Genomic DNA, 11,674 nt, shown 5'->3' on the forward strand with positions numbered 1-11,674 from the left:
GACTATTATAGTCAAAACATGGAGAAAAATTACTACCTTACAAAGACTGAGCAAAGGATATTCAACGTTATTAAGCACGCTAAAATAATTACAGTTAGGGAAGTTGCTGAGTTATTCCCAGAGCTGAGTAGAAACATGATTTGTAAGGCTCTTTCAAGCCTCGAAAAGAAAGGCTATCTATATCGGATAAAAAACGGTCTTTATCTTATTCAGCAAGCTCCTACAAAAGGCTCGATAATAATAGAAGATCCTTATAGGATTGCCCTAGCTATGTTCTCAGGCTACATAGCATTCTCTTCAGCCCTAAGACTTTATAATCTGATTGAATATGAGCCATTCACAGTTTTCGTAGCAACTCCAAGGAAATCTAAAAAGGTTGAAATAGACAATTATATTATACAGGCCGTAGCTCTTGGAGAGAAAGCCACAGGTATAACTCTCTATAATGGGGTTTATACATCAACATTGGCAAAGACATTCTTTGACTGCTTTTATAAGCCTCAATACTGCGGTGGTTATGAAACAATAACAAAAGCTTTGTATGAAGCGGAGAGCATTGACTGGAAAGAATTCCTTGATTACTTCAAGAGATTTGCTTCTCCCTCCCTTTTTCAGAGAACTGGGTATATTTTGGAACTAATGAATAAGGAGTTAAACTTTAAAATCCCTAAAGAAGTTTTAGAATTTTTCAGGAGTAAAGTTGAAACAAAAACAAAACTTGTTCCCACTTCACCATCAAGGGGAAAGTTCATCAAGGAATGGAAGCTGTTAGACAATCTAGGAAAAGATAAAATTCTGGGGTGGGCTTATGGATATTGAAATGCTCAGGTATTTGGCCGCAAAGACAGGATTAAGCTTGAATTATATCTCAAAGGATGAGAAGCTATCTTATCTGCTTTTTCAACTGTGGGAAATCTTTGGTAGAAAAGTGATTCTAAAAGGAGGGACTGCTCTTAATAGGGTCTATTTATCAAAATTAAATGCCAGCAGGTTTTCGGAAGATATTGATTTAGATTACTTTGATGATATACCACTAAATGAAAAAATTAAAGATATCAAAGAAAAAATGGCCCTAATTAAGGATTTTGATGTTAAAGGCCCAAGAATTTTGCACAGAACTTTAAGATTTGACTGCTATTACATAAACGAACTTGGTAATAGGGATAGAGTTAAAATTGAATTTTACCTTAGCCAACCACCATTCGTTGAAGCAAATATTGCATTAGTAAAGTCACCCTTTGTAGAAAGTTATCCGACGATGTTTAGAGTTTATTCCTTCGAAGATTTGCTTGCTAAGAAGTTAATTGCCCTGTATAATAGAACTGAGGGAAAAGACATTTATGACGTATTTTATGCATTAAGATTATATGTTGATAAAAGAAAGTTTAGAGAGGCCCTGAAGGAAAATATTAGGTTCTACAGGGTCAAAGAGGAGAACTTCCTTAATAAACTAATTATAAAGCTCGATAATGCAAAGAAAAATGCAAAATATATTGGGAACTCAACAAACCATTTTATTCCAAAGGCATTAAGACCTAATTGGGAGGAGATGATAGATTCTCTGAAAAGTGCTCTAAATAAGATCAACCTATAAGTTTAGCTATCCTATTGGCGAGCTTGAGCTCCTCAGGTGTATTTACGTTTAGAGCTAGAAGAGGGTTACTTAACTCATAGAATTTTTCTCCTTCAAAACCCACTCCATTAAGCCCCACGATAACGTAGCCCTTATATACTACTGGCCTTAAATCCGTGGGTACTTTGCTCAAAGGTAGGACTCCAGTTAAGCTAGTCTTTCCATCGAAGGCCTTCTTAACTTCAGCTATGTCGCATGCTTTCACGAAGGGAAGATCGGCGGAAACGCTTACGAAGGAACCAAGCTCTTTGAGTAGGTACCTTACATCTTCAACGTATCCCTCCCCAGGAGTTTCAATGAGTGGAATTCCTTCCTTTATGCAAAGTTCCCTAGTCTTTGGTGTATTCTTTGAGATGGCCACTAAAGTTTCCCCGACTTTTGTTGATTCTTCATAAACCCTAAGGATCATCGGTTTTCCGTTCACCTTGAGGATGGGCTTTTCGGCTCCCATCCTACTTGACCTTCCCCCGGCCATTATTACTATCATATTCTCCACCCTAGGGTGATGACAACTAGGGTTCCAACCCTCGTTATCTCTGCAACAGCTCCTATACAGTCCCCATTTAATCCGCCAAAATTATCTAATGATATTTTTACAGCATAAAGTCCTATAAATAAACCTAGAAAGCTTACGAGGTTTCTAGGTTCAGCGATAATTACGGGAATGTACAATAATAAGTAAATCAGCGTTCCATAGAGGAGTTGGTTCCTATCTAGGGCTTCCATGAAGTACGCTCCAAGCCCTTTTCCGAGTGGTTTCTTGGTAGCCATCGCCAGTAGCATTGCGAACTTAGAGTTAAGTTCGGCCAGGAAGATAGCGTAAAACGGAACGAGCTGGAGGGAATAAATTTGAAGCATTAAAACGGTAACAACGGCAAAAATCCCAGCTACCCCCACGTTGATATCTTTCATGGCTTTAATTTTCTTCTCTCTATCTCCTTTTACCATAATTCCATCCGCCCAGTCAGCAAGGCCATCGAGGTGGAGGAGGCCTATGGTAAAGTAAAGGGATAGTAAGGCTAAGATACTAGCCAAAGGTACCTTGAGGTAAAGTATCAATGCTGGCAAAGGAGATGTAAATACTGAAACTAGGGGAAAGGCCCAAAGCTCTCTTCTAGCCTTCTCAAAGTCACCTTTTATGGGTATTCTGGTGAGGAACGGGAGGATATTCTTCACAGGCTCACCCCTGTTTCGAACTCTTCTTTCAGCTTAGCCCTTGTCTCTTCATCCACGAAGGGCTAAAACAACTCCACAATTCAAGCATAGCCAGGGTGTTACTTCTATCGTGGGCTTGAGAAAGCCAACTGTTTTACTTTTCCATGGAGGTTGCCAGAAGAACCTAGCATACTTACTCTTGCTCTTAACCATTGTCCCTCCACAGAGTGGGCACTTTCTTGTTTCGACCATGTTAATCCCCAGGGTCTTCTTTCTTCGACGAATATAAGCTTTCATCCTGGAAAAGCCTACTCATACATCCAGCTATAAATCCCCCTATGGCATCATCCAGGAATGGTGGAAGCTCACTTAATATCCCAGGCTTTTTCGTGTCGTAGTAGAAGAAGTTGAATAACCCCAGTTTTCCACCTATGTACTCGGCTATGTCGATTCCTATGAGTTCATCCGCGATGAGATTCACGGGGTCTCCTTCAACCTTAAAGTTCTCCTCGAGTAGTATTGCAGATGTTAAGAGGGCTTGGACATTAACGTCTTCAAGATAGTGGAGCATAATCTCCCTGAGCTTTTCTCTAACCCTCCCCTTCTCCCCTCCAATGTAAAGCTCTAAAGCTGCATCTAGCATTTTTTCCAGGGTTATCCCCTTAGCCTCAAGTTTTTTTAGGAGTTCAAATTCCATTTCTCTACCTCCCTCAGTTCAAACCTTAGCCACCAGTATCTTTCATCTTCCTCAATGGATTCGACTTTAAGCTCAAAGTTTAAAGCGAAGAGTGGGGAGTTTAGAACAACGGTGTGGAACTCTCCCACCTCTCCCAGGGGATCTACGTTGGGGTTAGCCCTAAGAAAGTTTTCCAGATCTTCAATAGATCTGAAAGTGTAGCCTAACCACTCCTTCCCGAGTTTTCTCTTATCTACAGCTATTATTGCCCAATTAAATCCCTCCCTAAGCATTTCTTCCGCTAATTTTCTCGTGTTCCTACCCCAGAGCGGTTCAAGGGGCTTAACGTTGGCTTCCTCCGCTAGCGACTTTACCCATAGGATGTGATCTTCAAGGTAAACATCGCCAGCTATTAGGTAGTCAACATCTAGCGAGCTTATGAATTCAGCTAGAGCTTTGCTCCCCCTCCTCATATCGAAGGTTAGGATTTCCCTCTCCATAACCTTAGCCAGAGTTTTTAGGGCATCTAAGTTCTCCCAGTGCGGTGAGAGCCCTATGCTAGTTTTAAGCACGAGGAGATAAGGAACTTCTATCCCCATTTCTTCAGCTAAGTAGAGAGCGTAGAGCCCATCTTTACCTCCAGAAAAGAAAGCTACACCCTTACCCATTTAACCACCAAGCATATAAATAGCATGGAGTTTTTATCCATTGCTGTATGTACGAGCTCATCCTAGCCCTCGGTTGGGATCTCCTCCTGGGGGAGCCTCCTGCAGTGGTGCACCCGGTAGTCTGGTTCGGGAAGTTAATAGCTTTCATTGACTCCCATTATTCCAGACGCTCCCCTGCAATAGATTTCCTTGCAGGTTTATTTGCAACTCTTGTAGTGCTCTCCTTTGCCTTCTTGCTCTCTATTCTTCCGCTCTACGCTCCCTATCCCTTAAATTATCTCCTCTCAGTCTACCTTCTCAAGAGCTCTTTTGCTATAAGGAGCCTTTACGAGCACGTTAGGAGGACCATGAAGGATGATGTGGAGGAGATGAGGAAGGAGGTTTCCATGATAGTTAGTAGGGATACCTCAAAGCTTGGAAGGGAACATTTGATCTCTGCCTCCATAGAGAGCCTAGCTGAGAATACAAATGACTCCGTTGTCGCTCCCCTCTTCTACTATCTCCTCTTCGGACTCCCTGGGGCCCTTGTTTACAGGGCCGTGAACACCTTGGATGCTATGGTCGGTTACAGGACTAGTAGATATGAATACTTCGGCAAGTTTTCGGCTAGACTCGATGACATCCTTAACTTCCTACCTGCTAGGATAACGGTTCTTCTCTTCCTTCCCCTCAATCCCAGGAGGGTTATTAGATACTATAAGATGGCGAGATTTAAGGTGAACTCTGATAAACCCATAGCAGCTATGAGTGCCGTTCTCGGGATTTGGCTCGAGAAGCCTAACATTTATCGCTTTCCAGGAAGGGATCCCAGGATGGAAGATATAGAGAGGGCCCTTAAAGTTTACGTGATCGTAGTCTCCGAGTGGATATTATTGTTGCTCTTGGGGGTGATCTTATGAGACCCCTCAACTTTAAAGTTATCCACGGTGGTGCTAGGAAAGAGGGCTTAATAGACTTCTCGGCTTCAGTGAACCCTTATCCTCCAGAGTGGTTAAGCGAGGTTTTTGAGAGGGCTAAGGATCTTAGTTCAAGGTACATCTACTACGAAGAGCTTGAAGAAGAGTTCGAAAGCCTAATTGGTGAGCCAATCACTATAACCGCTGGAATTACTGAAGCCCTCTACCTTCTTGGTATCTTAACCCTTAGAAACAAAAGGGTAATAATCCCTAACCATACTTACGGCGAGTACGAGAGGATCGCCAGGATGTTTGGTGCTAAGGTCATAAAGGGGCCAAACGATCCTTCAAAGCTGGCTGAGCTCGTTGAAAGGGAAAGCGTCGTGCTCTTCTGCAACCCGAATAATCCCGATGGAAAGTACTACACTCCTAAGGAACTTAAGTCCTTGATTGATGCAGTTACCGATACAAACTCTCTGCTAATCCTGGATGAAGCCTTTATAGACTTCGTGAAGAAAGCTAAAAGTCCCAGTGGAGAGAACTTGATTAAGCTAAGGACTTTCACAAAGAGCTACGGCGTTCCCGGGATAAGGATTGGTTACGTTATTGGCTTCAGTGAAGCCTTTAGAAGCGTAAGGATGCCCTGGAACATAGGTGCAGTTGGAGTTGCTTTCCTGGAAAAGGTAATTGAGGATGAATTTGCACACCTTCGTAGGACACTACCTTTGATATGGAGAGAAAAGGAGAGGATCGAAAGGAGGCTCGGTGTTAAAAGCGATGCTAACTTTTTCATAATGAACGTTGGAGATGCTAGAGCTGTCGTTGAGAAGCTTAAGAAGAAGGGAATACTTGTTAGGGATTGCTCTAGCTTTGGGCTTCCGAATTACATTAGGTTCTCAGTTAGAAAACCCGAGGAAAATGATAAGCTTATCGAGGCTTTAACGTCTCTTTAAGAGGTACTTATCCATTATCTTCTTAACCTCTTCATCGTTCCAATTACCACCGAAGAGCTTGTTTTCAGCTATATATCCAGCTAACCTTATAGCTAGTGTCCTGTTTTCTTGGAAGAGTTCATAGATCTTGAAATTGAGGACAGCTTGTTTCTTCGAAAGTTCTAAAAGCTCCATTTTAAGCTCCTCGATTTTATCCATTTTGCTCCCTCCTTAACCTTTCATTCTCTCTCTTCAACTCTTCGAGAGCTTTTCTCAGAATCTCGTTATCTCTCTTCATCTCCTCATATTTCCTCTCCATGATTTCAATTATTCTTTTCATTTCAGCTATCCTTTTTTCGAGCTCTTCCTCATCTTCCAACTTTCCCACCATCAATTAGTCTGGGCATAATTATATAACTGTAAGGTCTAGTGGGTTAAGGGATATCCATGAGGGTTCTCGTAACTGGAGGGGCTGGCTTCATAGGTTCCCATCTCGTCGACAGGCTCATGGAGGAAGGGTACAAGGTTAGGGTTCTCGATGACCTGAGCGCTGGAAGCTTGAAGAACATAGAGGGGTGGCTAGGTAACGAGAACTTCGAGTTCATAAAAGGTGACATGAGGGATGTTGAGATAGTTAGCAAAGCTGTAAAGGATGTTGATGCTGTTTTTCACTTAGCGGCCAACCCTGAGGTCAGGATAGGTTCCCAAAGCCCCGAGTTGCTTTATGAGACTAACGTTCTAATAACCTATAACCTTCTCAATGCAGTCAGGAACTCGGGCGTTAAATACCTTGTCTTTACGAGCTCCTCAACCGTATATGGGGATGCTAAGGTAATACCAACTCCCGAGGATTACGCACCCCTCGAGCCGATAAGCGTTTATGGGGCCGCTAAGTTGGCCGCTGAAGCTTTAATCAGCGGTTACGCTCACACTTTTGACTTTAGGGCCTTGATAATAAGGTTAGCAAACATAATAGGGAAGAGGTCGAACCATGGAGTTATATACGACTTCATAAATAAACTGAAAGCCAACCCCAACGAGCTAGAAATCCTTGGAGATGGAACCCAGAGGAAGAGCTATCTCCACATTTCAGACACGATTGATGGAATAATGAAGCTCTTCGAGCACTTCCTTAATGGGGAGGAGAGAGTTGACTTCTATAACCTGGGAAACGAGGATTGGATAACGGTTAAGGAAATAGCCGAGATAGTTAGCGAGGAGATGAACCTTAATCCGAGGTTTAAATTCACTGGAGGGGTGGATGGAGGGAGAGGTTGGAAGGGGGATGTCAAGCTAATGTTACTCAGCATAGAGAAGGCCAAGAGAACTGGCTGGAAACCCAGGATGAACAGTTACGAAGCCGTCAGGAAAACCGTTAGGGAGATGCTCGAAGAAAATATTTAGAGTGTAGTCGCGATTATTATAACGGTGATTATTATAATGGCCATTATACTAAGGAAGGATAGAGCTGGAGAAAGTCTTGAATTCGAGGTTGCTCTTACTCTATGGGCGTAGAAAGACTGGGAAAACCTTCTACGTGAGGGAAAGGGCCGAATATGCAAGATATTTCATAGTAACGAAGAGTAGGAGGCTCATTGACATAACGACGAGGGAGGAGATAAGGGAGCAAGAATTTAGAAGGTTATTACCTTATCTTCTAAGGCAAGGGGAGAGAATAGTCCTTGATGAGTTCCATAGGCTCAGTGATAAAACTTTCTCACTGTTACAAGGGCTTAGCGGTCTTGGGAGTTTAATTTTAATAACGTCAACTATGCACTATTTTAGGAGTATTGTCGGTAAGAACAGTCCGATTCTAGGGCTCTTTGAGCTTAAGAATGTTAGCTTGGTAGATCCTAGAGATGCGATAGTGTTCTCCAACTCCCTGGGATTTAAAGGAAGGGAGATGTTAGAGGTGGCTTGCTTAGTGAGGGAGTCCTGGATAGTTCCAAAGTTGGAGAGGGTTAAGGGGGATATCTTTAACTCCCTAGACGAGGAGCTAAGAATTTACGTGCCACATCTGGTTGGGGAAGTATTCGAGGAGGAGGATATAGCATTCACGAGCAGATATTCTGGAATCCTTGAGGCGGTTGCTGATGGTAGGAACTCCACGTCGGAAATATCTAGCTATCTATTCTCCCTGGGCCTGATAGAGAAGGATAACCCAGGACTGATATCTCAATACTTGAAGAACCTAGTTGAGACTGGATTGCTTGTAAGTAGACTGGTGTTTGGAAAGAGGAGGAAAGCCTTTAAGTATAGACATGCTTCTCCATTAATCGATTTAGCCTTCTATATGCCTTCTTTGAATCAGATGCTGGAAAGAGTACGGGAGAGGTTTTTGAGGGCGAGACTGCCAACTTACATGGAGTGGTTCTTCGAGGAATTATTGGAGAAGCATTTTGGAATGCAACCCGTGAAGATAGCAAAGCCCGAACTTGAGGTTGATATAGCTTTGGCTGATTTCAAGAAGATTAAGGTCGTTGGTGAGGTAAAGTGGAAGGAAAACGTCGGGGAGAGGGATATAAGGAATACAGAGGAGAAGCTTGGCAAGTTCAGGGATGATAGGAGGATAATGATAGTCCCAGAAAAGGATGTCCTCAAAAGGGAACCTAGGGGAATAGAGGTCTGGGACTGGAGGGATTTCATTAAAGTAGACGCTTCCCTGAAAAGTTTTAAATCCTCGGAATATAGCTAGGTTGGTGAATCCGAGTGAAGGTCCTCATAATGGCCGGAGGCTATGCGACGAGGCTTTGGCCGATAACCAAGGATAATCCCAAGGCCCTCCTACCCTTAGGTAATAAGACGATACTAGAGTACATCCTCGAGAAGGTTAGGGAGCTGGATGTTGACGTTTACATCTCAACAAATAGGTTCTTTGCTGAGAAGTTCAGGAAGTACGATGTAGAGCTTATAGTCGAGGATACCGTTCATGAGGAGGAAAAGCTAGGAACTATAGCCGCTATGAGGAATGCCCTTAACATCCTGGGCGAGGATGATTACCTAATAGTTGCCGGCGATAACGTGTTCTCCTTCTCCCTTAAGGACTTCGTTGATAACTTCTCTGGGAAAACCCTTATAGCGGTTTACGACGTTGGTGATTTTGAGCTAGCAAAGAGGTATGGAGTTGTAGTCCTTGAGAAGGATAGGGTTATAGACTTCGAGGAGAAGCCCGCTAATCCCAAGAGTACACTGATAAGCACCGGGGTTTACCTCTTCCCTAGGGATGTCATGAAGCTCCTTAATGAATACCTCGAGGATGGGAACAAGGATTCCCCCGGCTACTTCCTCCAGTGGCTCCTTAAGAGAGGGGAGGAGATAAGGGCTTACAGGTTCGATGGCTACTGGTACGACATAGGTTCCGCGGATAGTTACCTTGAAGCAATGAAGACCCTGCTTAAGGAGAGCTACATAGAGGAGATCCAGATAAGCCCCTACGCAAAGATAATACCTCCGGTGGTTATAAAGAAGGGGACTAAGATAATGGGGAGATCGATAATAGGCCCCTACGCCTACATAGGCGAGGAATGCATAATAGAGAATTCTGATATAAGCGATTCCATAATATTCCCGAGGACTGTGATAAGGAACTCCACTATATGGCGCTCTATTATAGATGAAAAGTGCGAGATAAGGAACCTCGAGCTGAGGAAGAGCCTAGTTGGAGGCCACGCAAAGATCCAGAGGGGAGATTAAATTCCCTTAACTTGAACGTTGAGCTTTAGGCTCTGTATCGTCCCATTTATTGCTTCAAGTATCCTCCATGCCTCGCTGTCAGCACAGTTCTCACCTTCTAAGCATTCCTTAGGTATTGGCGGTTCCCTATCCTTGAACAGGAGGAACCACACTTGCCATCTTCCCGGCCTGTTTATGCTGAAGGTGTAGTTAGTTTCGAACTGCGGCGTCCAGTTACCCTCTATGTTCACGGGGATCGGGGGGAGCGTTACGTTAAAGGTGTGCATCAGGTACATCTCGTGTATCGTAGTTTCGTTTGTCGTGAAGTTGTAGGTTAAATTTACCAACCATATCTCGACGTAGTAAGTGACGTTCCTGTGCTCGTGGTTCACTATCCCTATTATTACCGTCCCATTCTGGCCTACGAAGAGCTTTGTAGGATAATCACTCGCTTTTCCCTTTGGCCCTAGTATGTAAAATTCGGTAAAGGCTTCACCTGGCTTTGGATGCGTTATAACGTAAGCGAGAACTCCGATAGATGCAACTATAGCTATGATGAGGATCACGGTGAGGGCCTTATCCACTGTGCTCGCTTCCTCCCATTCGAGCTCCCTCTTAAGATCCTCAATGGTTATCCAGGGTATCCAAGGCTTTATCGCATTCTTCCTCCTGTACATCGCTATTATGGAAAAGACAACGACGAAAATTGTTAAGGAAACTAGGATCGGTATTAACCTTATCCCCCAGGGGGTGTAGTTAAGAACCAATCCTATCAGTGGAACTATGGCTATGCTGAGTCCGAAGCTCAATGCTAACCTTTCGAGGTTATCCAGCTCTTTCCTCTCGGGGAATAGGGATGTAACGAAGACGTAGCCGGGGAAGAAGAGAACGAAGGCTAACCCCAGGATTTTCCTTATAATGCTATCTGGGGCAACGAAGATTATTAGATCTAACAGGAGGGATAGGACTATTACGCTTATCAGATCCCAGTACTTCCTCATGCTCTCACCCTGATAGGACTTCGTAAACCTTCTTAGCCACTATTATCGCGAAGACTATCAGGAGGATCTCGACGAGTGGCTTTATATTCTCCTTTTGCTCCTTCGAGAGGAACAAGCTCCCAACCTCTAGGACTATCAGTAATCCTATTAAGGTGAGCGTTAGGAAGACGTCGACACTCTTAGTTGCTAGGGCCGAAGCTATTATCCAGGCTGAGAGAAAGAGGGTTATGTAATCCTCTACATCCACTCCCTAACACCCCCTAGCTTCCTGGCCTTTATCCTTATCCTTTTCCCGGTTATGGAGAACTCCTCGCTTTCAATGATCTGCTTGCTTCCCTTGGCTAATGCGAGGAGTATTGATGAGCATATGGGACAGGCAAGCTGGTTGCAACTGCTGATGTTCCTCCTGCAGAAAGCAATATCCTGGGGCTCCACGTAAATTTCAAATCCTTCCTCGCTCTCCTCTATGTAGACGCCTTGGCAAGGTTGAGTGCTTTTAGAACTGAGGATGATGCACTCTCGACCTCTCCAACGCTCGTTATCTCTCCCTCAAGGTGTTCCTCAAACTTCTCTAGGAGTTCTAGCCCGGGGGACCTTAAAAGGAGGCCCATCTGTCTCTCGCTCCCAACGTTCGTTAGAAAAACTATATCTTCCCCAAACCTTCCAGGATCTATGTCGAAGTCCTTCCTTAATGGAATGAAGAGCCCTCCCTTTGGTAAGTTCTCATAGGGGGGAATGTACAGGGCGTTACCTTCGAGCTCCAGATCCTCAACGATCCTCCTCAAGCTCTCATGATAAGCCCTTAAGGTTAGGGAAAGCGTAGATCTCTTCACGTACTCTTGGCCTTTAATCGTTAAAACTATCGCTCCCAGGAAAATTCCGGCCAATCCCATGTTAATAAAGTCGGAATTCCCACTAACTACGGAGTACAGCAGCATCATAGTCCCTATAAGAGCTATCGAAATCCCCGAGATTAGCTCGAGTTTAACCCTCACGCACTCCAATAATTGGCAATGTTTTAAAAGGTTACTTAGTTATTCT

At 43.8% G+C, this 11,674-nt stretch carries 18 protein-coding genes; 7 read left to right on the forward strand and 11 right to left on the reverse strand.

Annotation, left to right across the window (positions count from 1 at the left end; genetic code table 11):
• Positions 1–18 precede the first annotated feature (18 nt).
• Positions 19–819 (forward strand): type IV toxin-antitoxin system AbiEi family antitoxin domain-containing protein, encoded by an 801-nt coding sequence (locus PH_RS01650; protein ID WP_010884457.1) that lies wholly within the window; start codon positions 19–21, stop codon positions 817–819.
• A complete protein-coding gene (locus PH_RS01655) occupies positions 809–1,594 on the forward strand; it encodes a nucleotidyl transferase AbiEii/AbiGii toxin family protein (RefSeq protein WP_010884458.1) in 786 nt (261 codons plus the stop codon). The genes PH_RS01650 and PH_RS01655 overlap by 11 nt, the downstream gene beginning before the upstream one ends.
• Here PH_RS01655 and PH_RS01660 read toward each other — a convergent pair.
• From PH_RS01660 to PH_RS01680, 5 genes are read right to left on the reverse strand one after another with little or no spacing between them, the layout of a single operon-like run.
• The gene (locus PH_RS01660) at positions 1,584–2,120 is read right to left on the reverse strand and encodes an NTP transferase domain-containing protein (protein ID WP_048053103.1); all 537 of its coding nucleotides are present in this window, start codon (positions 2,118–2,120) and stop codon (positions 1,584–1,586) included. The two genes, PH_RS01655 and PH_RS01660, sit on opposite strands and share 11 nt — an antisense overlap.
• On the reverse strand, positions 2,117–2,809 hold the full coding sequence (gene cobS / locus PH_RS01665) for an adenosylcobinamide-GDP ribazoletransferase (RefSeq protein WP_010884460.1): 693 nt from the start codon (positions 2,807–2,809) through the stop codon (positions 2,117–2,119). Before cobS ends, PH_RS01660 begins: the two co-directional genes overlap by 4 nt.
• A gap of 48 nt (positions 2,810–2,857) precedes the next feature.
• On the reverse strand, positions 2,858–3,040 hold the full coding sequence (locus PH_RS01670) for a hypothetical protein (protein ID WP_010884461.1): 183 nt from the start codon (positions 3,038–3,040) through the stop codon (positions 2,858–2,860).
• Position 3,041: 1 nt separating this feature from the next.
• On the reverse strand, positions 3,042–3,485 hold the full coding sequence (cobZ, locus tag PH_RS01675) for an alpha-ribazole phosphatase CobZ (RefSeq protein WP_010884462.1): 444 nt from the start codon (positions 3,483–3,485) through the stop codon (positions 3,042–3,044).
• A complete protein-coding gene (locus PH_RS01680; RefSeq protein WP_010884463.1) occupies positions 3,467–4,132 on the reverse strand; it encodes an ATP pyrophosphatase in 666 nt (221 codons plus the stop codon). The genes cobZ and PH_RS01680 overlap by 19 nt, the downstream gene beginning before the upstream one ends.
• Before the next feature lie 47 nt (positions 4,133–4,179).
• On the opposite strand from PH_RS01680, the gene cbiB reads away from it, so the two are divergent.
• Positions 4,180–5,031 carry an adenosylcobinamide-phosphate synthase CbiB gene (gene cbiB / locus PH_RS01685; protein WP_010884464.1) on the forward strand — a complete coding sequence of 284 codons (852 nt, stop codon included), beginning with the start codon at positions 4,180–4,182 and terminating at the stop codon, positions 5,029–5,031.
• The gene (locus PH_RS01690; RefSeq protein WP_048053104.1) at positions 5,028–5,981 is read left to right on the forward strand and encodes an aminotransferase class I/II-fold pyridoxal phosphate-dependent enzyme; all 954 of its coding nucleotides are present in this window, start codon (positions 5,028–5,030) and stop codon (positions 5,979–5,981) included. Before cbiB ends, PH_RS01690 begins: the two co-directional genes overlap by 4 nt.
• Here PH_RS01690 and PH_RS01695 read toward each other — a convergent pair.
• Entirely contained in the window at positions 5,967–6,179 is a 213-nt protein-coding gene (locus PH_RS01695; RefSeq protein WP_010884466.1) for a hypothetical protein, read from the reverse strand. The genes PH_RS01690 and PH_RS01695 overlap by 15 nt on opposite strands.
• Positions 6,172–6,351, reverse strand: coding sequence for a hypothetical protein (locus tag PH_RS09735; protein ID WP_010884467.1), 180 nt, complete (start codon positions 6,349–6,351; stop codon positions 6,172–6,174). Before PH_RS09735 ends, PH_RS01695 begins: the two co-directional genes overlap by 8 nt.
• 56 nt (positions 6,352–6,407) lie before the next feature.
• On the opposite strand from PH_RS09735, the gene PH_RS01700 reads away from it, so the two are divergent.
• The 3 genes from PH_RS01700 (at position 6,408) to PH_RS01710 (ending at position 9,653) form a co-directional block, all read left to right on the forward strand.
• A complete protein-coding gene (locus tag PH_RS01700; protein WP_010884468.1) occupies positions 6,408–7,364 on the forward strand; it encodes an NAD-dependent epimerase/dehydratase family protein in 957 nt (318 codons plus the stop codon).
• Between the two features lie 76 nt (positions 7,365–7,440).
• Positions 7,441–8,655 carry an ATP-binding protein gene (locus PH_RS01705; RefSeq protein WP_048053105.1) on the forward strand — a complete coding sequence of 405 codons (1,215 nt, stop codon included), beginning with the start codon at positions 7,441–7,443 and terminating at the stop codon, positions 8,653–8,655.
• A 14-nt stretch (positions 8,656–8,669) separates the two neighbouring features.
• On the forward strand, positions 8,670–9,653 hold the full coding sequence (locus tag PH_RS01710; RefSeq protein WP_010884470.1) for a sugar phosphate nucleotidyltransferase: 984 nt from the start codon (positions 8,670–8,672) through the stop codon (positions 9,651–9,653).
• On the opposite strand, the gene PH_RS01715 is transcribed toward PH_RS01710, so the two are convergent.
• From PH_RS01715 to PH_RS01725, 4 genes are read right to left on the reverse strand one after another with little or no spacing between them, the layout of a single operon-like run.
• Complete coding sequence (locus PH_RS01715) at positions 9,650–10,633, reverse strand: DUF1616 domain-containing protein (RefSeq protein WP_010884471.1); 984 nt, start codon at positions 10,631–10,633, stop codon at positions 9,650–9,652. The two genes, PH_RS01710 and PH_RS01715, sit on opposite strands and share 4 nt — an antisense overlap.
• 4 nt (positions 10,634–10,637) lie before the next feature.
• A complete protein-coding gene (locus PH_RS01720) occupies positions 10,638–10,880 on the reverse strand; it encodes a hypothetical protein (RefSeq protein WP_010884472.1) in 243 nt (80 codons plus the stop codon).
• Positions 10,871–11,068 carry a hypothetical protein gene (locus PH_RS09940; protein WP_010884473.1) on the reverse strand — a complete coding sequence of 66 codons (198 nt, stop codon included), beginning with the start codon at positions 11,066–11,068 and terminating at the stop codon, positions 10,871–10,873. Before PH_RS09940 ends, PH_RS01720 begins: the two co-directional genes overlap by 10 nt.
• 29 nt (positions 11,069–11,097) lie before the next feature.
• Positions 11,098–11,628, reverse strand: a complete 531-nt coding sequence (locus tag PH_RS01725; RefSeq protein WP_231833708.1) for a hypothetical protein — start codon at positions 11,626–11,628, stop codon at positions 11,098–11,100.
• Positions 11,629–11,674: the final 46 nt, after the last annotated feature.

Origin of the sequence: Pyrococcus horikoshii OT3 (genome assembly GCF_000011105.1) — an archaeon.
Classification (GTDB): Archaea; Methanobacteriota_B; Thermococci; order Thermococcales; family Thermococcaceae; genus Pyrococcus; species Pyrococcus horikoshii.